At 61.8% G+C, this 25289-nt stretch carries 25 protein-coding genes; 13 read left to right on the forward strand and 12 right to left on the reverse strand.

Going from position 1 to position 25289, the window contains the following annotated elements; translation table 11 throughout:
* Positions 1-135: 135 nt before the first annotated feature.
* The 4 genes from trmB to BFN10_RS15295 all read right to left on the reverse strand — a co-directional run bounded on the left by trmB (position 136) and on the right by BFN10_RS15295 (position 2367).
* Positions 136-861: a tRNA (guanosine(46)-N7)-methyltransferase TrmB gene (gene trmB / locus BFN10_RS15280; protein WP_071490378.1), complete on the reverse strand. Its 726-nt coding sequence runs from the start codon at positions 859-861 to the stop codon at positions 136-138.
* A 9-nt stretch (positions 862-870) separates the two neighbouring features.
* On the reverse strand, positions 871-1665 hold the full coding sequence (locus BFN10_RS15285; protein ID WP_058426547.1) for a thiazole synthase: 795 nt from the start codon (positions 1663-1665) through the stop codon (positions 871-873).
* A gap of 52 nt (positions 1666-1717) precedes the next feature.
* Complete coding sequence (gene thiS, locus BFN10_RS15290; RefSeq protein ID WP_058426546.1) at positions 1718-1918, reverse strand: sulfur carrier protein ThiS; 201 nt, start codon at positions 1916-1918, stop codon at positions 1718-1720.
* A 71-nt stretch (positions 1919-1989) separates the two neighbouring features.
* Entirely contained in the window at positions 1990-2367 is a 378-nt protein-coding gene (locus tag BFN10_RS15295) for a DUF423 domain-containing protein (protein ID WP_016976028.1), read from the reverse strand.
* Positions 2368-2441: 74 nt separating this feature from the next.
* Here BFN10_RS15295 and mtgA point away from each other — a divergent pair, with 74 nt between their 5' ends.
* Positions 2442-3164 carry a monofunctional biosynthetic peptidoglycan transglycosylase gene (mtgA, locus tag BFN10_RS15300; RefSeq protein WP_071490379.1) on the forward strand — a complete coding sequence of 241 codons (723 nt, stop codon included), beginning with the start codon at positions 2442-2444 and terminating at the stop codon, positions 3162-3164.
* Between the two features lie 107 nt (positions 3165-3271).
* On the opposite strand, the gene rpoH is transcribed toward mtgA, so the two are convergent.
* The 4 genes from rpoH to ftsY form a co-directional block, all read right to left on the reverse strand.
* A complete protein-coding gene (gene rpoH, locus BFN10_RS15305; protein ID WP_003176698.1) occupies positions 3272-4126 on the reverse strand; it encodes an RNA polymerase sigma factor RpoH in 855 nt (284 codons plus the stop codon).
* Between the two features lie 129 nt (positions 4127-4255).
* Complete coding sequence (gene ftsX / locus BFN10_RS15310; protein WP_016976026.1) at positions 4256-5281, reverse strand: permease-like cell division protein FtsX; 1026 nt, start codon at positions 5279-5281, stop codon at positions 4256-4258.
* Complete coding sequence (gene ftsE / locus BFN10_RS15315) at positions 5278-5949, reverse strand: cell division ATP-binding protein FtsE (RefSeq protein ID WP_003234627.1); 672 nt, start codon at positions 5947-5949, stop codon at positions 5278-5280. Before ftsE ends, ftsX begins: the two co-directional genes overlap by 4 nt.
* Positions 5946-7286, reverse strand: coding sequence for a signal recognition particle-docking protein FtsY (gene ftsY, locus BFN10_RS15320; RefSeq protein WP_071490380.1), 1341 nt, complete (start codon positions 7284-7286; stop codon positions 5946-5948). The genes ftsE and ftsY overlap by 4 nt, the downstream gene beginning before the upstream one ends.
* 231 nt (positions 7287-7517) lie before the next feature.
* Between ftsY and BFN10_RS15325 the strand changes: the two genes are divergently transcribed.
* The 4 genes from BFN10_RS15325 (at position 7518) to BFN10_RS15340 (ending at position 12163) form a co-directional block, all read left to right on the forward strand.
* Positions 7518-8873, forward strand: a complete 1356-nt coding sequence (locus BFN10_RS15325) for a M16 family metallopeptidase (protein ID WP_071490381.1) — start codon at positions 7518-7520, stop codon at positions 8871-8873.
* Complete coding sequence (locus tag BFN10_RS15330) at positions 8866-10356, forward strand: M16 family metallopeptidase (protein ID WP_071490382.1); 1491 nt, start codon at positions 8866-8868, stop codon at positions 10354-10356. The genes BFN10_RS15325 and BFN10_RS15330 overlap by 8 nt, the downstream gene beginning before the upstream one ends.
* On the forward strand, positions 10356-10964 hold the full coding sequence (gene rsmD / locus BFN10_RS15335; RefSeq protein ID WP_071490383.1) for a 16S rRNA (guanine(966)-N(2))-methyltransferase RsmD: 609 nt from the start codon (positions 10356-10358) through the stop codon (positions 10962-10964). The genes BFN10_RS15330 and rsmD overlap by 1 nt, the downstream gene beginning before the upstream one ends.
* 206 nt (positions 10965-11170) lie before the next feature.
* Positions 11171-12163 (forward strand): hydrolase, encoded by a 993-nt coding sequence (locus BFN10_RS15340; protein WP_071490384.1) that lies wholly within the window; start codon positions 11171-11173, stop codon positions 12161-12163.
* On the opposite strand, the gene BFN10_RS15345 is transcribed toward BFN10_RS15340, so the two are convergent.
* Both BFN10_RS15345 and BFN10_RS15350 read right to left on the reverse strand, forming a co-directional pair.
* Positions 12150-13004 carry a sulfurtransferase gene (locus BFN10_RS15345; RefSeq protein WP_071490385.1) on the reverse strand — a complete coding sequence of 285 codons (855 nt, stop codon included), beginning with the start codon at positions 13002-13004 and terminating at the stop codon, positions 12150-12152. The two genes, BFN10_RS15340 and BFN10_RS15345, sit on opposite strands and share 14 nt — an antisense overlap.
* A gap of 33 nt (positions 13005-13037) precedes the next feature.
* Positions 13038-13709 (reverse strand): TetR/AcrR family transcriptional regulator, encoded by a 672-nt coding sequence (locus BFN10_RS15350; RefSeq protein ID WP_071490386.1) that lies wholly within the window; start codon positions 13707-13709, stop codon positions 13038-13040.
* A gap of 146 nt (positions 13710-13855) precedes the next feature.
* On the opposite strand from BFN10_RS15350, the gene BFN10_RS15355 reads away from it, so the two are divergent.
* The 5 genes from BFN10_RS15355 to BFN10_RS15375 all read left to right on the forward strand — a co-directional run bounded on the left by BFN10_RS15355 (position 13856) and on the right by BFN10_RS15375 (position 18433).
* Positions 13856-15283 (forward strand): coniferyl aldehyde dehydrogenase, encoded by a 1428-nt coding sequence (locus BFN10_RS15355; protein ID WP_071490387.1) that lies wholly within the window; start codon positions 13856-13858, stop codon positions 15281-15283.
* Between the two features lie 26 nt (positions 15284-15309).
* Entirely contained in the window at positions 15310-15855 is a 546-nt protein-coding gene (locus BFN10_RS15360; RefSeq protein WP_071490388.1) for a twin-arginine translocation pathway signal protein, read from the forward strand.
* Between the two features lie 36 nt (positions 15856-15891).
* Complete coding sequence (locus tag BFN10_RS15365; RefSeq protein ID WP_071490389.1) at positions 15892-17487, forward strand: GMC family oxidoreductase; 1596 nt, start codon at positions 15892-15894, stop codon at positions 17485-17487.
* A 114-nt stretch (positions 17488-17601) separates the two neighbouring features.
* On the forward strand, positions 17602-18081 hold the full coding sequence (coaD, locus tag BFN10_RS15370) for a pantetheine-phosphate adenylyltransferase (protein WP_003176711.1): 480 nt from the start codon (positions 17602-17604) through the stop codon (positions 18079-18081).
* A gap of 100 nt (positions 18082-18181) precedes the next feature.
* On the forward strand, positions 18182-18433 hold the full coding sequence (locus BFN10_RS15375) for a YfhL family 4Fe-4S dicluster ferredoxin (protein ID WP_003176712.1): 252 nt from the start codon (positions 18182-18184) through the stop codon (positions 18431-18433).
* A gap of 122 nt (positions 18434-18555) precedes the next feature.
* Here the strand turns inward: BFN10_RS15375 and mutM are convergent, their stop codons facing one another.
* A complete protein-coding gene (gene mutM, locus BFN10_RS15380) occupies positions 18556-19368 on the reverse strand; it encodes a bifunctional DNA-formamidopyrimidine glycosylase/DNA-(apurinic or apyrimidinic site) lyase (RefSeq protein ID WP_071490390.1) in 813 nt (270 codons plus the stop codon).
* 21 nt (positions 19369-19389) lie between these two features.
* The gene (locus BFN10_RS15385) at positions 19390-20202 is read right to left on the reverse strand and encodes an HDOD domain-containing protein (RefSeq protein WP_173668613.1); all 813 of its coding nucleotides are present in this window, start codon (positions 20200-20202) and stop codon (positions 19390-19392) included.
* Positions 20203-20479: 277 nt separating this feature from the next.
* On the opposite strand from BFN10_RS15385, the gene BFN10_RS15390 reads away from it, so the two are divergent.
* The 3 genes from BFN10_RS15390 (at position 20480) to ilvD (ending at position 25173) form a co-directional block, all read left to right on the forward strand.
* Positions 20480-21676 carry a class I SAM-dependent rRNA methyltransferase gene (locus BFN10_RS15390; RefSeq protein WP_071490392.1) on the forward strand — a complete coding sequence of 399 codons (1197 nt, stop codon included), beginning with the start codon at positions 20480-20482 and terminating at the stop codon, positions 21674-21676.
* 249 nt (positions 21677-21925) lie between these two features.
* Positions 21926-23086 (forward strand): MFS transporter, encoded by a 1161-nt coding sequence (locus BFN10_RS15395; RefSeq protein WP_071490393.1) that lies wholly within the window; start codon positions 21926-21928, stop codon positions 23084-23086.
* Positions 23087-23331: 245 nt separating this feature from the next.
* A complete protein-coding gene (gene ilvD / locus BFN10_RS15400) occupies positions 23332-25173 on the forward strand; it encodes a dihydroxy-acid dehydratase (protein WP_071490394.1) in 1842 nt (613 codons plus the stop codon).
* Positions 25174-25289: the final 116 nt, after the last annotated feature.

Below are 25289 nucleotides of genomic sequence, written 5' to 3' on the forward strand. Positions count from 1 at the left end.
CACACTGCAAAAACAAATGTGGGAGGGGGCTTGCCCCCGATGGCGGTGGACCAGTCACTCTATGGGGTGACTGACACTCTGCTATCGGGGGCAAGCCCCCTCCCACATAGAATTGCATTTCAAGCTAATGGGGAGTTACGCCAACTTCTCGAACTTCAGATCCCACACCCCGTGCCCCAGCCGCTCACCACGACGCTCGAACTTGGTGATCGGCCGCTCGGCCGGGCGTGGCACGCATTTGCCGTCTTCAGCCAGGTTGCGGTAGCCGGGGGCGACGTTCATCACTTCCAGCATGTATTCCGCGTAGGGTTCCCAGTCGGTGGCCATGTGCAGGATGCCGCCCACTTTCAGCTTGCTGCGCACCAGCTCCGCAAAGGAGGCCTGGACGATGCGGCGCTTGTGGTGACGGGCTTTGTGCCATGGGTCCGGGAAGAACAGCATCAGGCGATCGAGGCTGTTGTCGGCGATGCAGCGGTTGAGCACTTCGATCGCGTCGCAGTCATAGACCCGCAGGTTCGTCAGGCCTTGGGTCAACACGCCGTTGAGCAGCGCGCCGACACCTGGGCGGTGGACTTCCACGCCAATGAAGTCCTGGTCCGGCGCAGCGGCGGCCATTTCCAGCAGGGAGTGGCCCATGCCGAAGCCGATTTCCAGGGAACGCGGGGCCGAACGGCCGAACACCGGGTCGTAGTCCACCGGCGCGTCGGCCAATGGCAACACGAACAGCGGCGTGCCTTGCTCCAGGCCCTTTTGCTGGCCTTCGGTCATGCGACCGGCGCGCATCACAAAACTCTTGATGCGGCGGTGCTTGGACTCGTCGCCTGCTTCCAGGGTGTTCGGCGTTTCGTTTGATTCAGTCATCAATGGCTCTTACTTGATCAGACCATCCAGCGGCGAGGAGGCGCTGGCGTAGAGTTTTTTCGGCATGCGGCCGGCGAGGTAGGCCAGGCGGCCCGCGACGATGGCGTGGTTCATGGCTTCGGCCATCAGGATCGGTTGCTGGGCGTGAGCGATGGCCGAGTTCATCAGCACCGCGTCACAACCCAGTTCCATGGCGATGGTTGCGTCGGAGGCCGTGCCCACGCCTGCATCCACCAACACCGGGATCTTGGCTTCTTCGAGGATGATCTGCAGGTTGTACGGATTGCAGATCCCCAAGCCGGAACCGATCAGGCCGGCCAGTGGCATCACCGCGATGCAGCCGATTTCCGCCAGTTGGCGCGCAATGATCGGGTCATCGCTGGTGTAGACCATCACGTCGAAACCTTCCTTGACCAGGGTTTCGGCGGCCTTGAGGGTTTCGATCACGTTGGGGAACAGGGTTTTCTGGTCGGCCAGCACTTCCAGCTTCACCAGGTTGTGGCCGTCGAGCAGCTCACGGGCCAGGCGGCAGGTGCGCACGGCCTCGATGGCATCGTAGCAACCGGCGGTGTTCGGCAGGAAGGTGTAGCGGTCCGGCGACAGCACTTCAAGCAGGTTCGGCTCGCCTTCGATCTGGCCGAGGTTGGTGCGGCGCACGGCGAAGGTGACGATCTCGGCACCCGAGGCTTCGATGGCCAGGCGGGTTTCTTCCATGTCGCGGTACTTGCCGGTGCCGACCAGCAGGCGGGACTGGTAGGTACGCCCGGCCAGGACGAAAGGCTTGTCGCTACGAACGATGCTCATGGGAAATCCTCGGAATGGGGTGAGGTTCTGCAGAATTCAGGAAACTGCGCGATCAGCCGCCGCCGATGGCGTGGACCACTTCGACCTGGTCGCCTTCGGCGAGTGCGGTCTCGGCGTGCAGGCTACGCGGGACGATATCCAGGTTGAGTTCCACTGCGACGCGCCGCCCGGTCAGGTCCAGGCGGGTCAGCAGGGCCGCAACGGTTTCACCGTCGGGCAGTTCAAAGGATTCGCCGTTCAACTGAATGCGCATGCCACGGGCCGCCATCGTTTTTAGGGGTCGGCATTCTAGCCCGATTGAGGTTGCCGGCCCAAGTCCCTTGGTCAGGCTGCCTGCAAGCGCCACGCCGCCAGGCCCAGGAAGAACCAGCCAAGCAGGAAGGCCAGGCCGCCAAACGGCGTGATGATCCCAAGCTTGCTGATGCCGGTCAGGGTCAGCACATACAGGCTGCCGGAGAACAGCAGGATGCCAACGGTAAACGAGATGCCCGCCCAGCTGACCAACCGGCCAGGGATATGCGCCGCCAGCAGCGCCACGCCGAACAGCGCCAGGGTGTGCACCAGTTGGTAGGTCACGCCGGTGTGGAAAATTGCGAGGTACTCGGCGCTCAGGCGGTTTTTCAGGCCGTGGGCGGCGAAGGCCCCAAGGGCGACACCGGTGAAGCCGAAAAAGGCAGCCAACATCAGAAAGCCACGCAGCATGAGGAACTCCAGTCAGACTCAAAGGGCCGGGTCTGTATAATGGCCCGCTCAACGGGTTCGGCCAAGCCATCTCTATGCTGCGTCTCCTCTTCAAACGCTTTCTCAACGTCGTCAAATGGTTTGCCATCGGCAGTGTGCTGCTGGTGCTGCTGTTTCGTGTCGTCCCGCCGCCCTTCACCGCGCTGATGGTGGAGCGCAAGGTCGAATCCTGGTTCGACGGCGAACCCATTGACCTGCAGCGCACCTGGGTACCGTGGGACGAGATCTCCGATGACCTCAAAGTGGCGGTGATGGCCGGTGAAGACCAGCGCTTCCCGCAGCATTGGGGCTTTGATTTCGGTGCGATCCAGGCGGCGATCCTGCACAACGAGCGCGGCGGCTCGATTCGCGGTGCCAGTACGTTGAGCCAGCAGGTGTCGAAGAACCTGTTCCTGTGGGCCGGCCGCAGCTATTTGCGCAAAGGCCTGGAAGCCTGGTTTACCGGGTTGATCGAGGTGTTGTGGCCCAAGCAGCGGATTCTTGAGGTGTACCTCAATAGCGTGGAGTGGGACGAAGGCGTGTTTGGCGCGGAAGCGGCGGCGCGGCATCACTTTGGGGTGAGTGCCAAGGGGTTATCGCGGCAGCAGGCCAGCTATCTGGCGGCTGTTTTGCCCAATCCACGGGTGTGGAGTGCCAGCCATCCGACGGCGTATGTGGCAAGGCGCGCGGCTTGGATTCGTCAGCAGATGAGTCAGTTGGGTGGAGACGGTTACCTGGTCGAACTGAACAACTCCCGCAAGGCGCCCTGGTCCGACTGACACAACAAAAACAAATGTGGGAGGGGGCTTGCCCCCGATAGCGATGGACCAGTCACCTTGATGTTGACTGACACTCTGCTATCGGGGGCAAGCCCCCTCCCATATTTTTAGGCTGCGATGGACAGTTTCAGCTTGTTCATCGCGCTTTTCTCAAGCTGACGAATCCGCTCGGCCGACACGTTGTACTTCTGCGCCAGGTCGTGCAGCGTGGCTTTTTCTTCTGCCAGCCAGCGCTGGTAGAGGATGTCACGGCTGCGGTCGTCCAGCACTTCCAGCGCTTCGTGCAGGTTGTGGTTGGAGTTGTCGCTCCAATCCGCATCCTCCAACTGACGCGCCGGGTCGTAACGGTGGTCTTCCAGGTAGTTGGCCGGCGATTGGAAGGCACTGTCGTCGTCCGCTTCAGCAGCGGGGTCGAAGGCCATGTCGTGGCCGGTCAGGCGGCTTTCCATCTCGCGCACTTCACGCGGTTCCACACCAAGGCTTTCGGCCACGCGGTGGACTTCCTCGTTGTTCAGCCACGCCAGGCGTTTTTTCTGGCTGCGCAGGTTGAAGAACAGTTTGCGCTGGGCCTTGGTGGTCGCGACTTTCACGATGCGCCAGTTGCGCAGGATGAACTCGTGGATTTCCGCCTTGATCCAGTGCACGGCAAACGATACCAGGCGCACACCCATCTCGGGGTTGAAGCGCTTTACAGCCTTCATCAGGCCGACGTTGCCTTCCTGGATCAGGTCAGCCTGAGCCAGGCCGTAGCCGCTATAGCTACGGGCGATATGTACGACAAAACGCAGGTGGGCGAGCACCATCTGCCGAGCCGCCCCCAAATCCTGCTCATAGTAGAGACTCTCGGCCAGTTCACGCTCCTGCTCGGGCGTCAGCAGCGGAATGCTGTTGACCGTGTGCACATAGGCTTCCAGGTTCGCACCCGGGACCAAGGCATAAGCAGGTTGCAAAGAAGTGGTCATACGAAAAAACCTCCGACTCACATAACTCGTGCAGTGAAGCACTGCGAAAATTGACCGGGAACCGTAGGACAAGTTCCCTAAACCACCAATACGGTCAATACAAACGAAACCACATTAATCTGACATTAACTACTTCGGTGCCAGCTCACGTAAATGACGAGCGACCGCAATCCAAGCACCGATATACCCCAACAATACCGCGCCAAGCAAGAGACTCAGACCATCGGCTACCGGCACGCCAGCCAGGGCGAAATCACTGCCGTAGAGTCCGGCAAGCCCGACAACCGCGTCGTTCAGCCAGTCCAGGCCAAAAGCCAGCACGCCCCAGGACAAAATCCCGGCACCAAAGCCATAAAGCGCGCCCATGTACAGAAAAGGCCGACGCACATAGCTGTCCGTGCCGCCGACCAGTTTAATCACTTCTATCTCGGTGCGACGGTTTTCAATATGAAGACGAATGGTATTACCTATCACCAAAAGTAATGCAGACACCAACAGCACTGTCAGACCGAACACAAAGCGGTCGCCCAGCTTGAGGATCGCGGCCAGGCGCTCTACCCAGACTAGATCAAGTTGCGCCTGTTGCACCTTGGGCATCTCTGCGAGTTTTTGTCGCAGGGCTTCCAGCGCCGGCTTGTCCACCTCGTTCGGCGTCACCAGGACCACGCCCGGCAGCGGGTTCTGTGGCAGCTCCTTGAGCGCCTCGCCCAGGCCGGATTGTTGCTGGAACTCTTCCAGTGCCTGATCGCGACTGATGTACTCGGCATCCGCCACGCCGGGGATGTTCTTGATGTCGTCGCGTAACGCTTCGCCATCTTTGGCACTGGCGTCGATATTCAGGTACAGCGAAATCTGCGCTGCGCGCTGCCAGGAACCGCCCAGGCGCTCCACATTATTAAGCAGGAGCGACAGGCCCATCGGCAGGCTCAGGGCCACTGCCATCACCAGGCAGGTGAAAAAGCTGCCGATCGGCTGCTTGCCCAGGCGGCGCAGGCTGTCGACCAGGCTGGCGCGATGGCTTTCGATCCAGGCGCGCAGCAAGGTGCTGAAGTCCGGACCATCGTCATCGTGGTCGTGTTTTTTCTTCGGCGGTTGCGGGTCGGCCGGTTTCGGCGCCACGCGTTCGGAGACTTTAGGGCTGCGTGTTGCACTCATACGCCGGCCTCCCCGTCACCGATCAGGCGGCCACGTTGCAGAGTGAGCATGCGATGACGCATGCGCGCGATCAGTGCCAGGTCGTGACTGGCGATCAGCACGCTGGTGCCCAGGCGGTTGATGTCTTCGAATACGCCCATGATCTCGGCCGCCAGGCGCGGGTCGAGGTTGCCGGTGGGTTCGTCCGCCAGCAGCAAGGCCGGGCGGTGGACGATAGCGCGGGCGATACCGACGCGCTGTTGCTGGCCGGTGGACAGGTCGCCAGGGTAGAGATCGGTCTTGTCCGACAGCGCCACGCGCTCCAGGGCCGAGTCCACGCGCTTGACGATCTCGGCCTTGGACAGCCCGAGGATCTGCAACGGCAGCGCCACGTTGTTGAACACGGTGCGATCGAACAGCAACTGGTGATTCTGGAACACCACGCCGATCTGGCGGCGCAGGAACGGAATCTGCGCATTACTGATGGTGGCCAGGTCCTGGCCCGCCAACAGCAACTTACCGGTGGTCGGACGCTCCATGGCCAGCAGCAGGCGCAACAACGTACTTTTGCCTGCGCCGGAGTGACCGGTTACAAATAGAAACTCGCCGCGCCGCACTCGAAAGCTCAGCTCATGCAAGCCGACATGCCCGTTCGCATAGCGTTTACCGACCTGTTCGAATCGAATCATGAACGCTCCCGCTCGGCAAACAGTGCCTGTACAAAGGGTTCGGCTTCAAAGGTGCGCAGGTCGTCGATGCCTTCACCGACGCCGATATAACGAATCGGCAACCCGAACTGTTTGGCCAGGGCGAAGATCACGCCGCCCTTGGCCGTGCCGTCGAGCTTAGTCAATGCCAGGCCGGTCAGTTGTACCGTCTGGTTGAATTGCTTGGCCTGGCTGATGGCGTTCTGGCCGGTGCCAGCGTCCAGTACCAGCAGAACCTCGTGCGGCGCGTCTGCGTCGAGCTTGCCGATCACACGGCGAACCTTTTTCAGCTCTTCCATCAAATTGTCTTTGGTGTGCAGGCGACCGGCGGTATCGGCGATCAGCACGTCGATGTTACGGGCCTTGGCGGCTTGCACGGCATCGAAGATCACCGAGGCGGAATCGGCGCCGGTGTGCTGGGCGATGACCGGGATCTTGTTGCGCTCGCCCCACACCTGCAGTTGTTCAACCGCGGCGGCACGGAAGGTATCGCCGGCTGCCAGCATGACTTTCTTGCCTTCGGACTGCAGCTTCTTGGCCAGCTTGCCGATAGTGGTGGTCTTGCCGGCGCCGTTGACGCCCACCACCAGGATCACGAAAGGTTTTTTCGGGGTGATCACCAGCGGCGCTTCCACCGGCTTGAGCATCGCGGCCAGCTCGGCCTGCAGGGATTTGTACAACGCGTCCGCGTCGGTCAGCTGTTTGCGCGCGACCTTCTGGGTGAGGCTCTGGATGATCACGGCAGTGGCTTCGACGCCCACGTCGGCGGTGAGCAGGCGGGTTTCGATGTCTTCCAGCAGTTCGTCATCGATGACCTTCTTGCCCAGGAACAGGCTGGCCATGCCTTCGCCAATGCTGGCGCTGGTCTTGCTCAGGCCTTGCTTGAGACGGGCGAAGAAGCCGGTCTTGCTGGTTTCGACAGGTGCGACGACGGGCTCCGGCTCGACAACAGCAGGCACTGCCACCTCGGCCACAGCCGGAATCGGCGGGGCGATGTGCTCAGCCTGCACATCTTCGACCAGCGCCACGGGCTCTTCAGCCACCGGCAGTTCCAGCCACGGTTTGTGCTCGGGTTCCGGCTCGGGTTCCGGGACAGCCTCGACGACCGGCTGCAACACCGGCTCGGCCATCGGCAATACCACCGGCGCCGGGGTTTCGGCAACCGGTTCGGCTTCTACTGTTGGCTCAGGGATAGGTTCAGGTTGAACCGGCGGGTGTTCGTCGACGGTTTCCTGCGGTTTTTTGCGCAGCCATCCGAACAGGCCTTTCTTCTCGCCAGCCGCGGCTGGGGTCTTCTTGTCGTCGTTGGAACCAAACATGGAGACGGCTATCTCAAGGTAGCGACGCGCCAAGGGGCGCGCCGGTAAATAAAATTCGATGCGTAACAGACTGTTTTTTAGCCAGCTCGTTCATGCGCAACATTTTGAAGGCCAAAATAGGGCCTCAACAAGACGGCCGCAGTGGCCGTCCCTCAGTCGGATCAGTATCCTAGCACCTCCTCGCCCGCCGACGCTAAGACCAAGCGGGCAGCCCAACAGGTTTAAAAACGAATGAATGCTCTAGCCCGCCGCGCCGCAGGCCTGCTGTTCAGCACAGTTTGTCTGCCTCTTTCAGCCTTGGCTGCCGACCCACAACCCACCCATGAATTCACCCTGGACAACGGCCTCAAGGTGGTCGTGCGCGAAGATCATCGCGCCCCGGTGGTGGTTTCCCAGGTCTGGTACAAGGTCGGTTCGAGCTACGAAACCCCGGGCCAGACCGGTTTGTCCCACGCCCTGGAACACATGATGTTCAAGGGCAGCGCCAAGGTCGGCCCCGGCGAAGCCTCGCTGATCCTGCGCGACCTGGGCGCCGAAGAGAACGCCTTCACCAGCGATGACTACACCGCTTATTACCAGGTGCTGGCCCGCGACCGCCTGGGCGTCGCCTTCGAGCTGGAAGCCGACCGCATGGCCAGCCTGCGCCTGCCGGCCGACGAGTTCAGCCGCGAGATCGAGGTGATCAAGGAAGAGCGCCGCCTGCGCACCGACGACAACCCGATGTCCAAGGCCTACGAGCGCTTCAAGGCCATGGCATTCCCGGCCAGCGGCTACCACACGCCGACCATCGGCTGGATGGCCGACCTGGACCGCATGAAAGTCGAAGAGCTGCGCCACTGGTACCAATCCTGGTACGTGCCGAACAATGCCACATTGGTGGTGGTCGGCGACGTCACCCCGGACGAGGTCAAAAACCTGGCCCAGCGCTACTTCGGCCCGATCCCCAAGCGCGACGTACCACCGGCCAAGATCCCGATGGAACTGGCCGAGCCCGGCGAGCGCCTGCTGACGCTGCATGTGAAAACCCAACTACCGAGCGTAATGCTGGGCTTCAACGTGCCAGGCCTGGCCACCGCCGAAGACAAGCGTTCGGTGCAGGCCCTGCGCCTGATCTCGGCCTTGCTGGACGGCGGCTACAGCGCCCGCATCTCCGAACAGTTGGAGCGTGGTGAAGAGCTGGTTTCCGCTGCGTCCACCAACTACGACGCCTACACCCGTGGCGATACCCTGTTCATGCTGAGCGCCACGCCGAATCAGCAGAAGAAGAAAACCGTCGCCCAGGCAGAAGCCGGCCTGTGGCGCCTGCTGGAAGAGTTGAAGGCCAAGCCGCCGACCGCCGAAGAACTGGAACGCATCCGCGCCCAGGTCATTGCCGGCCTGGTCTACCAGCGTGACTCCATCACCAGCCAGGCCACAGCCATCGGCTCCCTGGAGACTGTCGGCCTGTCCTGGAAACTGATGGACACGGAGCTCGCCGACCTGCAAAGCGTGACCCCGGAAGATATCCAGAAAGCCGCGCGCACCTACTTCACTCGCGAACGTCTGAGCGTCGCCCATGTTTTGCCTGAGGAGACCGCTCATGAGTGATCGCAAAAGCAGCCGCCTGATCTTCCCCGGCCTGATCGTCGTCACCCTGATTGCGGCGAGCGCCGTGTATTTCCTGCGTCCGAGCGAGTCCGTCGCCAGCCAGGCACTGGAAAAAGCCCAATCGAGCAGCAAGCTGCAATCCCTGGCGGAACTGGACGACAAGGCGCCGACCAACCGCAAGCTCGACGTACAGACCTGGACCACCGCCGAAGGCACCAAGGTGCTGTTCGTCGAAGCCCATGAACTGCCGATGTTTGACATGCGCATCCTGTTCGCCGCCGGCAGCAGCCAGGACGGCAACGTACCCGGCCTGGCGCTGATGACCAACGCCATGCTCAACGAAGGCGTACCGGGCAAGGATGTGAGCCAGATCGCCCGTGATTTCGAAGGTCTGGGCGCGGACTTTGGCAATGGTGCATACCGCGACATGGCGCTGGTGTCCCTGCGCAGCCTCAGCGACAGTAGCAAACGCGACGCCGCTCTGAGCCTGTTTGACCAGGTGATCGGCAAACCGACCTTCCCGGCCGACTCCCTGGCCCGGATCAAGAACCAGATCCTCGCCGGCTTCGAGTACCAGAAGCAGAACCCCGGCAAGCTGGCCAGCCTTGAACTGTTCAAGCGCCTGTACGGCGACCACCCTTACGCGCACCCGAGCGAAGGCACGCCCGAGAGCGTGCCAAAGATCACCATCGCGCAGTTGCAGGCGTTCCACGCCAAGGCTTACGCAGCAGGCAACGCGGTGATTGCGGTAGTGGGCGATCTGACCCGCGCCGAAGCCGAAGCCATGACGGCCAAGGTTTCTGCATCGCTGCCCAAGGGCCCGGCGCTGCCAAAAATTGCTCAGCCGACCGAACCCAAACCGGGCCTGACTCGTATCGAGTTCCCGTCCAAACAGACGCACTTGCTGTTCGCGCAACTGGGCATCGACCGTGCCGACCCGGACTACGCAGCCTTGTCCCTGGGTAACCAGATCCTCGGCGGTGGCGGTTTCGGCACTCGCTTGATGAGCGAAGTGCGTGAAAAACGTGGTTTGACCTACGGCGTGTACTCCGGTTTCTCGCCGATGCAGGTGCGTGGCCCGTTCATGATCAATCTGCAGACCCGCGCCGAAATGAGCGGCGGCACCCTGCGCCTGGTCGAGGACGTGGTGGCCGACTACCTCAAGACCGGCCCGACGCAAAAAGAACTGGATGACGCCAAGCGCGAGCTGGCCGGCAGTTTCCCGCTGTCGACCGCCAGCAACGCCGATATCGTCGGGCAGTTGGGCGCGATGGGTTTCTACAACCTGCCGCTGACCTATCTGGCAGATTTCATGAAACAATCCCAGGCCCTGACCGTAGAGCAGGTCAAGGCTGCAATGAATAAACACTTGAGCGCCGACAAGATGGTCATCGTGACCGCCGGCCCGACGATTGCGCAAAAGCCACTACCGCCCCCCACTGATAAACCCGCCGAGCAGCCGCTCGGGGTTCCGGAGCATTAATGGCCAGTTCATCTCGCCCGAAAAAACCTGTCCACAACGTGCATAACGGTGTGGGCCAGCTGCGCATCATTGGCGGCGAATGGCGCAGCCGCAAGCTGAGCTTCCCCGACGTCGTAGGCCTGCGCCCGACGCCTGACCGCGTGCGTGAAACCCTGTTCAACTGGCTGGCTCCATACATTGCAGGCGCCAAAGTATTGGACCCGTTCGCTGGCAGTGGCGCGCTGTTCCTGGAGGCGCTGTCCCGTGGCGCCGCCCTGGGCCAGGCGCTGGACGCCAGCAATGTGGCGGTGTCCAGCCTCAAGGAACACCTGGGCACCCTGCGCTGCACCACCGGCCAGGTGCAAACCGCCGACGCCCTGCGCTACCTGGAAACCCAGCCGGCCAGCGAGTTCGACGTGGTGTTCCTCGACCCGCCGTTCAACCAGAACTTGCTGCCAACCGTGTGCGCATTGCTGGAAGATCGCCAATGGCTGGCAGCGGATTCGTGGATCTACACTGAAAGCGAGACCGCCCCTTCTACCCTGGGCTTGCCGGCCACCTGGCGCCTGCACCGGGAACAGAAGTCCGGACGGGTGTATTACGCGTTGTGGCAACGCAGCGCCGCCTGACCTCTGTTTGTGGCGAGCGGGCTTTCTGTAGTGAGCGGGCTTGTTGTGGCGAGCGGGCTTGCCCCGCGTTGGGCTGCGCAGCAGCCCCACCAAGAACACCGCGATTGCTCAGTTAGAACATCATTACTGGTTTTGGGGCCGCTTCGCAGCCCAACGCGGGGCAAGCCCGCTCGCCACAGTTAAATGCATCCGCAGCAGAGCGTGTCATGACCCCTTCTTCCGACCTGTTCACCCCCGCCTTCGGCCTCGGCAACCCCCACCTGCAAACACTGTGGGGGCCGCTGTGGCGCCCTACCACCCACATCGAACGCCAACGCGAACGCCTGTGGCTGGAAGACGGCGACTTCCTCGACCTCGATTGGCATGGCCCCCATGACGCGCAAGCACCGTTGGTGCTGGTACTGCATGGGTTGACCGGTTCCTCCAATTCGCCCTACGTGGCCGGTCTGCAAAAAGCCCTGGCTGCGCAAGGCTGGGCCAGCGCGGCGCTGAATTGGCGTGGCTGCTCGGGCGAACCAAACCTGTTGGCGCGCAGCTATCACTCCGGCGCCAGCGAAGACCTGGCCGTGGCGATTGCCCATCTGCGCGCCAAGCGACCGCTGGCGCCGCTGTATGCGGTGGGTTATTCACTGGGCGGCAATGTGCTGCTCAAGCATTTGGGCGAAACCGGCGAAGCATCAGGGCTGCAAGGCGCGGCGGCGGTATCGGTGCCGTTTCGCCTGGACCAGTGCGCGGATCGCATCGGCCTGGGATTCTCGCGGGTTTATCAGAAGCATTTCATGCGGGAAATGCTGGCCTATATCCGCGTCAAGCAACGGCGCTTTCTAGAGGATGGTCGTGCGGAGGGGTTGAAGACGCTTGAGGCCCTGGGTTCATTGGAAAAGATGCGCACGTTCTGGGACTTCGACGGCCGGGTCACCGCGCCGCTGCACGGTTTCCTGAACGCCGAGGACTATTACCGCCGCGCCTCCAGTCGCTATTATCTGGGCGATATCCGCACGCCGACCCTGATCATCCAGGCCGCCGATGACCCGTTTGTGTTTGCCCACAGCCTGCCCGAGGCCAGTGAGCTGTCGGACTGCACCGAATTCGAATTGCTGGCCAAGGGCGGGCATGTCGGTTTTGTCGATGGAACACTGAAGCGCCCCGGTTATTACCTGGAGCGCCGTATTCCGGCCTGGTTGCTCAGTCGCCGGTAGCGATGGCCCGCGCCGGATCGGTGATCCACTCGCTCCACGACCCTGCATACAACTTGCCCAACGGGTAACCGGCCAGGCTCAGGGCAAACAGATTGTGGCACGCCGTCACCCCTGAACCGCAGTACGCCACCAGTTCATCCGGCGAGCGACCTTGCAGTTGGGCGGCGAAGCGTTGCTTGAGTTGGTCTGCCGGCAGGAAGCGGCCATCAGCACCCAGGTTTTCGTTGAACGCCGCGCACTGCGCCCCAGGGATGTGCCCGGCCACCGGGTCGATCGGCTCGACTTCACCGCGAAAGCGCGGCTGTGCACGGGCGTCGAGCAAGGTCAGGCCGGGTTGGCCCAGGCGTTTTTGCAGGTGTTCGGCATCCAGCACTAGGCGATTATCTGGCGTACCAACGAAGGCGCCCGGCTCAACCACCGGCGCGTCCAGGCTCAGCGGGAAACCCGCCGCATGCCAGGCCTTGAGGCCACCATCCAGAATAAACACGCCATCGCGCTTGCCCAGCCACGCCAACAACCACCAGGCCCGTGCGGCATAGGCACCGGGGCCGTCGTCATACAGCACGATATCGGTGTCGGCGTTGATCCCCCAGGCACGCAATTGCTCGGCGAAGGTATCTGCGGCCGGCAACGGATGGCGACCGGTCACGCCCTTGATCACCGGCCCACTGAGGTGGCGTTCCAGGTCAGCGTACTGCGCGCCCTCGATATGCCCTTCGGCATAGCTGCAGAGCCCGTAGTCAGGGTCTTCCAGGGCAAAACGGCAATCGAGGATCACCAACCCGCCGGCCTTCTGGCGCTCGGCCAATTGCTGGGGGCTGATCAGTTGGGCAAGCGGCATGACGGACTCCTATGAACAGATTCGGGAAAGGTCCTACTTCACTTCTTCCAATGCCTGATTCAACGGCACGTAAAATTCTTTGAACAACCCATCCACGGCCTCCTTCGCCTGGGGCGTGACAAACCCCGCCTCCAGCACCAGCACCTGATACACCCCGCGCTTGATCGCCTCGGCGCTCAGGTGGGCGGAGTTTTCATTGGTGGTGCACAGAAAGCGCACCCAGGAGGTGAGGATGATCCAGGCATTGAGGGTCAGGGCTTCGGTTTGCACCGGGTCCATATTGAGGATGCCAGCGTCGACAAACCCTTGGTAAATGGCGCCGCCCTGGGTCAGGCAGCGCTGGGAAAAGCGCCGGTAGCCGGTGGCCAGTTCCGGGTCGCTTTCCAGCAGATGTTCGAGGTCGCGGTGCAGGAAACGGTAGCGCCACATACCGGCCAGCACGGCCTGCAGGTAGAAGCGCTTGTCTTCGACGGTGACGGCGCGGCCTTGGGGTGGGCGCAGGAAACTGTCCACCAGGGCTTCGTATTCACGAAACAGCACGGCGATGATCGCCTGCTTGTTGGGGAAGTGGTAGTACAGGTTGCCCGGCGAAATTTCCATGTGGGCGGCAATGTGGTTGGTGCTCACACTGCGCTCGCCCTGCTGGTTAAAAAGCTCCAGGCTGGTTTGCACAATGCGCTCGCTGGTCTTTACTCGTGGTGCCATAGGGGATCAGCTTCTGTACACGTGATAAGGCATCTTACGGCCTATCCTTGCACGGATAAAACCGGATGTTGCTGCAATGTTATTTGACAATTTAGAGTAATGACTCTAAAAATCCAGGCAGACCTATAACAATCGGGAACGCCGCCATGTCTGCCAACGTTGCCTACCTGCAAGATTCCCAGGCACTGGACTCACTCCAGCGCCTGTTCGACACCCAGCGTCGTGCCTACGCCGCCAACCCGATGCCATCGGCCGCGCAGCGCCAGCAATGGCTCAAGGCCCTGCGCGACCTGCTCAGCGACGAGCGCCAGGCACTGATCAACGCGATCAGCCAGGACTTCAGCCACCGCAGTGCCGACGAAACCCTGTTCGCCGAACTGATGCCCAGCCTGCATGGCATTCACTATGCCAGCAAACACCTCAAGGGTTGGATGAAACCATCCCGGCGCGCTGTAGGCATTGCCTTCCAACCGGCCTCGGCCAAAGTCATCTATCAACCGTTGGGCGTAGTTGGCGTGATCGTGCCCTGGAATTACCCGCTGTACCTGGCCATTGGTCCGCTGGTCGGCGCGTTGGCGGCGGGCAACCGGGTGATGCTCAAGCTCAGTGAGTCCACCCCCGCCACTGGCGAGTTGCTCAAGGTGCTGCTGACGAAAATCTTCCCCGAAGACCTAGTGTGCGTAGTGCTGGGCGAAGCCGAGGTGGGCATGGCGTTTTCCAAGCTGCCCTTCGACCACCTGCTGTTCACCGGCGCCACCAGCATCGGCAAGCATGTGATGCGTGCGGCGGCCGAACACCTCACACCGGTCACCCTGGAGTTGGGCGGCAAGTCGCCGGCCATCGTGTCTGCGGATGTACCACTCAAGGACGCCGCCGAACGCATCGCCTTCGGCAAGGCGTTGAACGCCGGCCAAACCTGTGTCGCGCCCGACTATGTATTGGTGCCGGAAGACCGCGTCGACGGCTTCGTCGAGGCCTACACCCAGGCCGTTCGCGGATTTTATCCGACCCTGGCCGACAACCCGGACTACACCGCCATCATCAACGAACGACAGCTGGCCCGGCTGAATGCCTACGTCAAGGACGCCACCGACAAGGGCGCCACCCTGATCCCGCTGTATGACCAGGGCCAGGCGCGGCGCATGGCCCACAGCCTGTTGCTGAATGTCAGCGATGACATGACCGTGATGCAGGACGAGATCTTCGGCCCGGTGCTGCCGATCGTGCCGTATCGCGGTATCGACCAGGCCTTTGCCTACATCAACCAACGTCCTCGCCCACTTGCCCTGTACTACTTCGGTTACAACAAGCGCGAACAGGACCGCGTGCTCCACGAAACCCATTCCGGCGGCGTATGCCTGAACGACACGCTGCTGCATGTGGCCCAGGACGACATGCCCTTTGGCGGCATCGGCCCGTCGGGTATGGGCCACTATCACGGGCATGAAGGCTTCCTGACGTTCAGCAAAGCCAAGGGGGTGCTGGTGAAACAGCGCCTTAACGCGGCGAAGCTGATCTACCCGCCCTACGGCAAAGCCATCCAGACGTTGATCCAGAAGCTGTTCGTTCGCTGAAACCGCCACCCGGGATAACAATAACAATGAACCCTAGCCTGACTGATTCACCCGCGCTGTCGCGGCGCGGCGTCTTGAAGATTGGCCTGTGCGCCAGCGCCTTCCTGGCTACCGCCGGGTTGGGCGCCAGCCTCAGCGGTTGCTCCAGCAGCACGCCGGCCAGCGGTTTTGCCATGCTGCGCAGCAGTGACTTGCCGTTCCTGCGCGCGGTCATCCCGGTGCTGCTCGAAGGCGTGGCCAGCGCCCAGGAAGTTGCCAGCGGGATTGAAGACACCCTCAAGAAGCTCGACTTCAGCCTGCAACACCTGTCGCCGGAGATGTTCAAGCTTACCCAGCAACTGTTCGACGTATTGGGCATGGGCGTCACCCGTGGACCGTTGACCGGAATCTGGGGCAGTTGGGAAAACGCCAGCGGCGAGCAGATCCGCAACTTCCTGCACCGTTGGGAAAACAGCTACCTGAACCTGCTGCGCATGGGCCAGGGCTCGCTGCTCAAGCTGGTGATCATGGCCTGGTATTTCCAGCCGGCGTCCTGGGCGCATTGCGGTTACCCCGGCCCGCCGAAGATTTGATTCGCCGCCCTCCCATAAAAACAAGAGACGACCCTGATGCCCGTACCCGACCTGTTCCGCGACGGCATGGCCCGTGGCTGGAAAACCCACAATGGCGCCACCCTCGATAACGACCTGACCCTGGAAGCCGATGTGGTGATCATCGGCAGCGGTGCCGGCGGCGGCACCACTGCCGAAATCCTCAGTGCCGCCGGCTACAAGGTGCTGCTGATCGAAGAAGGCCCGCTCAAGACCAGCAGCGACTTCAAGCTACTGGAGGACGAGGCCTACACCAGCCTGTACCAGGAGGGCATCGGTCGCATGAGCAAGGACGGCGCTATCACCATCCTGCAGGGCCGAGCCGTGGGCGGCACTACGCTGATCAACTGGACGTCCAGCTTCCGCACCCCGGACGCCACCCTCGCTCACTGGGCCAGCGAGTACGCCGTAAAGGGCCACAGCAGCGCCGAAATGGCGCCCTGGTTCGAAAAAATGGAACAACGCCTGGGCATCGCGCCCTGGGCCCTGCCCCCCAACCCCAACAACGATGTGATCCGCAAAGGCTGCGAAAAGCTCGGTTACAGCTGGCATGTGATCCCGCGCAATGTGCGCGGCTGCTTCAACCTGGGCTATTGCGGGATGGGCTGCCCGGTCAACGCCAAGCAATCGATGCTGGTGACCACCATCCCGTCCACCCTGGAAAAAGGCGGCGAGCTGTTGTACCTGGCCCGCGCCAAGCGCCTCAAATACAGCGGCGACACCATCAGTAGCCTGGAATGTATGGCAATGGACGAGCGTTGCGTGGCGCCTACCGGACGCAAGATCACTGTGAAGGCCAAACATTACGTGCTCTCGGGCGGCGGCATCAACAGCCCCGCGCTGCTGATGCGCTCGGACGCGCCCGACCCGCACTCGCGGCTGGGCAAACGCACGTTCCTGCACTTGGTGAACTTCTCCGCCGGGCTGTTCGACGAGGTGATCAACCCGTTCTACGGCGCGCCGCAGTCGATCTATTCCGACCATTTCCAGTGGCAGGACGGCACCACGGGGAAAATGTCGTACAAGCTGGAGGCGCCGCCCTTGCACCCGGCGCTGGCCAGCACCCTGCTCGGCGGTTACGGCACCCAGAACGCCCTGGACATGAGCCAATTGCCCAACACCCACGCGATGCTGGCGCTGCTGCGCGACGGCTTCCACCCCGACAGCCCGGGCGGCAGCGTGGAGCTACGTGGCGATGGCACGCCGGTGCTCGACTACCAGGTGTCGGACTACGCCTGGAATGGCTTGCGTCGTGCCTTCCACAGCATGGCCGAGATCCAGTTCGCGGCGGGCGCCAAGTCGGTCAAGCCGCTGCATCACGATGCCCGCTACGTAAAAACCCTGGGCGAAGCGCGCACGCTGATTGAAGGCCTCAATCTGGAACTGCATCGCACCTGCCTGGGCAGCGCCCATGTGATGGGCGGTTGCGCCATGGGCGAAGACCCGAAAAATGCAGTGGCCGACAGCCTGGGTCGCCATCATCAGTTGCGCAACCTGTCGATCCACGATGGCTCTCTATTCCCCACCAGCATTGGGGCCAACCCACAATTATCGGTGTACGGTTTGACCGCCCAACTGGCGACAGCCTTGGCCGAACGTCTGAAAACAGCGTGAAAAAACACGGTATTCGCCGTGTCTATAGTGCTTTCTTCTGCATAAGTTGACTTTCCCGACCGGGACGGCTGCGATACCATCCGGTTCCCCAACGGACTCCGCCAGGACGACGCGATGAACCGAGTGTTGTACCCAGGTACCTTCGACCCGATTACCAAAGGCCATGGCGATCTGGTCGAACGTGCCTCACGCTTGTTCGACCATGTGATCATCGCGGTCGCGGCCAGCCCCAAGAAAAACCCGCTGTTTCCCCTGGAACAGCGCGTGGAGTTGGCGCGTGAGGTCACCAAACACCTGCCCAATGTGGAAGTCGTGGGCTTTTCCACACTGTTGGCGCATTTCGCCAAAGAGCAGAACGCCAATGTGTTCCTGCGCGGCCTGCGTGCGGTGTCGGACTTCGAGTACGAGTTCCAGTTGGCCAACATGAACCGCCAACTGGCGCCGGACGTGGAAAGCCTGTTCCTCACACCGTCGGAACGCTATTCGTTCATTTCCTCGACGTTGGTCCGTGAAATTGCCGCTTTGGGCGGAGATATCACCAAGTTCGTGCACCCGGCCGTGGCGGATGCACTGACCCTGCGCTTCAAGAAATAAGCCCCCAATCGGCGCCTGCTCGCACTGCGGGCGCCAATGCGGCACAATTGCGCGCATTAGTTTTCAGATGCCTTGGCGGACGGCCCTGGCAGGAGTTTCCATGTCCCTGATCATCACCGACGATTGCATCAACTGCGACGTCTGCGAACCCGAGTGCCCGAACGCCGCAATTTCCCAGGGCGAAGAGATCTACGTGATCGACCCCAACCTGTGCACCCAGTGCGTCGGCCACTACGACGAGCCTCAGTGCCAGCAAGTGTGCCCGGTGGATTGCATCCCGCTGGATGAAGCCCATCCAGAGACGCAAGAGCAACTGATGGAGAAGTACCGCAAGATTACCGGTAAGGCCTGACCCACCTTTAGCGCCTGTCATGACCTCATCGGGGGCAAGCCCCCTCCCACATTTGGATTGCGAACACTTTCACTGTGGGAGGGGGCTTGCCCCCGATGGCAATATCAGCAATCACCCATCAATCAGCTCTGGCACTTAGGGCAAAACACACTCGCGCGCTGTCCCAGCACCACATTGCGCAATTCGCTGCCGCAGACCTTGCACGCCTCGCCGCCCCGGCCATAGACGAACAGTTCCTGCTGGAAATACCCCGGCTGCCCGTCGCCGCCGATAAAGTCGCGCAACGTGGTGCCGCCACGCTCGATGGCCGCCGCCAGCACGCGCTTGATCTCGATCGCCAGCTTCAAATAACGCGCTCGCGAAATACCACCCGCCTCACGACGCGGATCGATCCCCGCCGCAAACAGCGCTTCCGTCGCGTAGATATTGCCCACACCCACCACCACCGCGTTGTCCATGATGAACGGCTTCACCGCCATCGACCGCCCACGGGACAGCTGGAACAGACGCTCGCCGTCAAACAGGTCGGTCAGCGGCTCCGGCCCCAGTCGGATCAGCAGTTCATGGTTGTGCGGGTCCTGGCTCCAGAGCATCGCGCCAAAACGCCGAGGATCGGTGTAACGCAGGGCCAGGCCGGATTCGAGCTCGATATCCACATGTTCATGCTTGGCCGCCGGCATGCCAGCCTCTACCAGACGCAGGTTGCCCGACATGCCGAGGTGGCTGATCAAGGTGCCCACTTCGGCATTGATCAACAGGTACTTGGCCCGCCGCTCCACCAGCACGATGCGCTGCCCGGACAGGCGCACATCGAGGTCTTCCGGGATCGGCCAGCGCAGGCGCCGTTCACGCACCACCACGCGGCTGACCCGCTGGCCTTCCAGGTGGGGCGCAATCCCGCGCCGGGTGGTTTCGACTTCTGGTAACTCGGGCATAGGTGCCTCTTTAAGGAAGGATCAGTGGGCGCCCAGTTCGCGGATCGACAATTTCATACTCTCGAAGTCGTAGTCCGACAGCCCCACGTAGTCCAGCACCAGGTGGCCGATGGCATTCCATTCATGGTCCACCGTCTGGCTGCCCAGTACACGGTAGGACGAGCAGATATGCTCGGCCATTTTCAGGATCGCCAGCAGGTTCTTGAGCTGCGGAGTGCGCGACGACTCATCGCTGAAGATCGCCAAGGCGTTGTGGTGGTTGGCGATGGCGTCGGTCACATGCTGCGGCAGGCGCCAGGATTTGGCGGTGTAGTAGCCGACCACCGCATGGTTGGTGTTGAACGCGTTGTTCTCGGTGTCGACCACGCGGCAATCGGGGCCGGCATTGGCATACGCCTGCTCCAGCACCGCCATGTAGTTGGGGAAGCGCTTGAGCATCAGCGGCACGCCACAGTCATGGAACAGGCCCAGGGCATAGGCCTCGTCCACCGCCTGGGCGCCGGTGCGCTTGGCCAGGGTGAGGCAGGTCATGGCCACATCCTGGGCGGTGTCCCAGAAGCGGTTGAGGGTGACGATGGTGTCGTCGCTCATCTCGCCCTTGATCGACAACGCGTTGATCAGATTGATGATCGAACGGCTGCCCAACAGGTTCACTGCGCGCTGGATCGACGCGATCTTGTTGCTCAGGCCGTAATAAGACGAGTTGACGATCTTCAGCAGTGCGCCCGACAGGCCCGGGTCCTGGGAGATCAGCCGCGCGATCACTTCCAGGTCCGGATCGGGCATGTATTGCTCCATCTGCAAATCCACCATGATTTGCGGCTGGGGCGGCACGCTGATGCCCTGCAGGGCCTGTTGGATCTGTTCGGCGGAAAGCTCTTGGGACATAAGTACATACTCTGGGCTAGACGGGGATTCTAACCTCTAAGCAAACCTGACCGACACCCAAATGCCCGATTGAAACCGGACTAAATGTGGGAGTGGGCTTGCTGCCGATGGCATCACCGCCGTACGTCAGATACACCGCGCCGCCTGCATCGCGGGCAAGCCCATGCCCACATGAACCGCGCCGCAACAGGTATACTCCCGCTCTTTTTTCCGGAGCGACGTCATGTCCCTGCCAAGCCTGCGTCTCAAAGCCAACGCCGATCGTCGTTTGCGCAACGGCCACCTGTGGGTCTACAGCAACGAAATCGACGTGGCCGCCACCCCACTCCACGGCTTCCAGGCGGGTGACCAGGCCATCCTCGAAGCGGCCGGCGGCAAGACCCTGGGCATCGTGGCCATGAGCCCGAACAACCTGATCTGCGCCCGCCTGCTGTCGCGCGACATCAAGTTGCCGCTGGACAAGTCGCTGCTGGTGCATCGCCTCAACGTCGCCCTGTCCCTGCGCGACCGCCTGTTCGACAAGCCGTTCTACCGCCTGGTCTACGGCGACTCCGACCTGTTGCCGGGCCTGGTGGTCGACCGTTTCGGCGACATCCTGGTGGTGCAGATCGCCTCGGCGACCATGGAAGCCCATAAAGAAGACGTGATCGCTGCCTTGACCCAAGTGCTCAAGCCAAGCGGCATCCTGTTCAAGAACGACTCCGCCGCGCGCGATGCCGAAGGCCTTAACCGCTACGTCGAAACCGTGTTCGGCCTGGTGCCGGAGTGGGTGGCGCTGGAAGAAAACGGCGTGAAATTCGAAGCCCCGGTAATCCAGGGCCAGAAAACCGGCTGGTTCTACGACCACCGCATGAACCGCGCTCGCCTGGCCCCGTATGCCAAGGGCAAGCGCGTACTCGACCTGTACAGCTACATCGGTGGCTGGGGCGTGCAGGCTGCGGCCTTCGGCGCCAGTGAAGTGTTCTGCGTCGACGCCTCCGCCTTCGCCCTCGACGGCGTGGAGCGCAACGCCGCGCTGAACGGCGTTGCCGAGAAGATGACCTGCATCGAAGGCGACGTGTTCGAAGCCCTCAAAGAGCTGAAAGCCAGCGAAGAACGCTTCGATGTGATCGTCGCCGACCCACCGGCCTTCATCAAACGCAAAAAAGACATGAAGAACGGCGAAGGCGCCTACCGCCGCCTCAACGAGCAAGCCATGCGCCTGCTCAGCAAGGACGGCATCCTGGTCAGCGCGTCGTGCTCCATGCACCTGCCGGAAGACGACCTGCAAAACATCCTGCTGACCAGCGCCCGCCACCTGGACCGCAATATCCAGATGCTGGAGCGTGGTGGCCAGGGTCCGGATCATCCGGTGCATCCGGCGATTGCCGAGACGCGGTATATCAAGAGCATTACGTGCCGGTTGTTGCCGAATAGCTAAAGCCAAGCACAGATAAAAATGTGGGAGGGGGCTTGCCCCCGATAGCCGTGTGTCAGCCAGCTAATATGGGGCTGACACTACGCAATCGGGGGCAAGCCCCCTCCCACATTTGTTTTGTGGTTGCCGTAAACGCTTTTCCTACCCAAGCAAGCCACGTCAATTCAGGAAGTTTCTCTCAACGCTTTTGATTGAATTCCACTTTTCGCAGACTAGTATTCGTTTCTGGTTTTATTCCGGAAAACAAAAACAATGTCTGGGCCCTACCTCTCCCGCTTCATCCTCATTACCTGCATTTCATTGATCAGCTTCTTTCCGATCAATATTCTCCTGCCCTCATTCCCTGCCCTGGCGGCCCGATTCGACACGCCAAGCGCAGAGGTTGCGCTGTCCATCAGCCTGTTCACCCTGGTCTTTTCCATCTCCCAACTGATCGCCGGCCCACTGTCGGACAAATGGGGCCGCAAGGAAGTCCTGCTGGGCTGCATCACGTTGTCGATCCTGGGTGCGATCGGTTGCGCGATGGCAACGGACTACCTGACCTTCCTGCTGTTTCGCTCTGTCCAGGCCCTGGGCTGCGGCTTTTTTGTATTAGGCCACGCACTGGTGGAAGACCTGTTCGAGGAGCAGGACCGCGCTCGAGTGCGCCTTTACTACATGACTCTGAGCGGTTCATTCGTCGCGCTGTCGCCGTTGATCGGCTCCTGGCTGCAAACCACCTTCGACTGGCAAGGCAGCTTTTATGGGTTCGCCGTGATGGCACTGGGCATGTTGATCCATGCCCTCTGCATCCTGCCGTCCAAGTCCGCCAGCCCGCGCCGCACGCCGGTGTCGATCATCGGCACGCTGAAAGCCGTCGCCCGCAATCGCGACTTCCTGCGCTACTGGTGGATCGCCGCATTGGTATTCGCGTGTTATTTCGCCTTGATCAGCGTGACACCGCTGATTTTCATGGATGCGCTGAAGCTCTCCGAATACCAGTACGCGCTGGTGCTGATGGTGTACGGCGTGGCCTATCTGCTGGGCGGCGTTGCAGCCTCGTACCTGCAAAAGCGCATTGCGCTGTCCCGGCAAATCAATATCGGCCTGGGGCTGCTACTCGTCGCTGGCGTGCTGTTGACGCTGATCGTCAGCCTGGACGCCATCACCACTGTGACGTTGCTCATCCCAATGTTAATCAGCGCCCTGGCCGTGACGCTGGTTCGCCCGGCGGCGATTTCTGCGGCGATGCTGCTGTTCTCAAGCAGCGCGGGCACTGCTGCCTCGGCGGGGAACAGCATCATGTTCCTGACCGCCGCCATCAGCAGTGCCGCCCTGGCGCAGACCGGATCCAACCTATTGATGAGCATCGCCCTGAGCTTCATCGTCTTCAGCCTGTGGGGCTGGCTGACCAATGCCAGAACCGGACGCTGACCCGCCCGCACGTCCCGTAGCCGCTATCTTCACGGTTTCGGTCATTCCCTCCCGCCGCCAGCGGTGTAGAATCGGCCTATTCATCGCCAGTCATCCCCCGGCGGGTTTATGAGCTCGAGGCCCAAGCAAGCGGCGATCCCGCGACGCGAGTGGCAACTTCCGGACACACGGCCATTTTTCGGGTGTTCCAGACGTCAATAGAAGCTCACTCCCTTTTGATACCGATTAGCCGCCCGGAGTGCTCCATGCCAGATTACCGCTCGAAAACATCCACCCACGGCCGCAACATGGCCGGCGCGCGCGCACTGTGGCGTGCCACGGGGATGAAAGATGACGACTTCAAGAAGCCGATCATCGCGATTGCCAACTCGTTCACCCAGTTCGTACCCGGCCACGTCCATCTCAAGGACCTGGGCCAACTGGTCGCCCGCGAGATCGAACGCGCCGGTGGCGTCGCCAAGGAATTCAACACCATCGCCGTGGATGACGGCATCGCCATGGGCCATGACGGCATGCTGTATTCCCTGCCGAGCCGCGAGATCATCGCCGACTCCGTGGAATACATGGTCAACGCTCACTGCGCCGACGCCATCGTGTGCATCTCGAACTGCGACAAGATCACCCCTGGCATGCTGATGGCCGCCCTGCGCCTGAACATCCCGGTGATCTTCGTCTCCGGCGGCCCGATGGAAGCCGGCAAGACCAAGCTCGCCTCCCACGGCCTCGACCTGGTCGACGCCATGGTCATCGCCGCCGATTCCAGCGCTTCTGACGAGAAGGTCGCGGAATACGAGCGCAGCGCTTGCCCAACCTGCGGCTCGTGCTCCGGCATGTTCACCGCCAACTCGATGAACTGCCTGGTGGAAGCCCTGGGCCTGGCCTTGCCGGGCAACGGCTCGACGCTGGCCACCCACAGCGACCGCGAGCAACTGTTCCTGCAGGCCGGCCGCACCATCGTCGAGCTGTGCAAGCGTTACTACGGCGAGAACGATGAGTCGGTGTTGCCGCGCAACATCGCCAACTTCAAGGCGTTCGAGAACGCCATGACCCTGGACATCGCCATGGGCGGTTCCACCAATACCATCCTGCACTTGCTGGCCGCGGCCCAGGAAGCCGAGATCGATTTCGACCTGCGCGACATCGACCGCCTGTCCCGTCACGTGCCGCAACTGTGCAAGGTCGCGCCGAACATCCAGAAGTACCACATGGAAGACGTGCACCGCGCCGGCGGGATCTTCTCGATCCTGGGCTCCCTGGCCCGTGGCGGCCTGCTGCACACCGACCTGCCGACCGTGCACAGCAAATCCCTGGCCGAAGGCATCGCCAAGTGGGACATCACCCTGACTGACGATGAAGCCGTGCACACCTTCTTCAAGGCTGGCCCGGCCGGTATCCCGACGCAAACCGCGTTCAGCCAGTCGACCCGTTGGGACACCCTCGACGACGACCGTGAAAACGGCTGCATCCGCAGTGTCGAGCACGCCTACTCGAAAGAAGGCGGCCTGGCCGTGTTGTACGGCAACATCGCCCTGGATGGCTGCGTGGTGAAAACCGCCGGTGTGGATGAGTCGATCCATGTGTTCGAAGGCAACGCGAAGATCTTCGAAAGCCAGGACAGCGCCGTGCGGGGCATCCTCGCCGACGAAGTGAAGGAAGGCGACATCGTGATCATCCGCTACGAAGGCCCGAAAGGCGGCCCGGGCATGCAGGAAATGCTGTACCCGACGTCCTACCTGAAGTCCAAGGGCCTGGGTAAAGCCTGCGCCTTGCTGACCGACGGCCGCTTCTCCGGCGGTACTTCGGGCCTGTCCATCGGCCACGCTTCGCCGGAAGCCGCTGCCGGTGGCGCAATTGGCCTGGTGCAGGACGGCGACAAGGTGCTGATCGACATTCCGAACCGCTCGATCAACCTGTTGATCAGCGACGAAGAACTGGCGGCACGCCGGGTCGAGCAGGACAAGAAAGGCTGGAAACCGGTGGAGAAGCGTCCGCGCAAAGTCACCACCGCATTGAAAGCCTATGCCCTGCTGGCCACCAGTGCCGACAAGGGCGCGGTGCGTAACAAGGCGATGCTCGACGGCCTGTAAGCCTCGCCCATGAAAATGCCCCGCCAAGTGCGGGGCATTTTTTTGCCTGGCCCAAACCCCAATAACAATAGATAAAAATGTTGGAGGGGGCTTGCCCCCGATAACAAGCGCCGCGG

This window comes from Pseudomonas extremorientalis (genome assembly GCF_001870465.1).
GTDB lineage: Bacteria > Pseudomonadota > Gammaproteobacteria > Pseudomonadales > Pseudomonadaceae > Aquipseudomonas > Aquipseudomonas extremorientalis.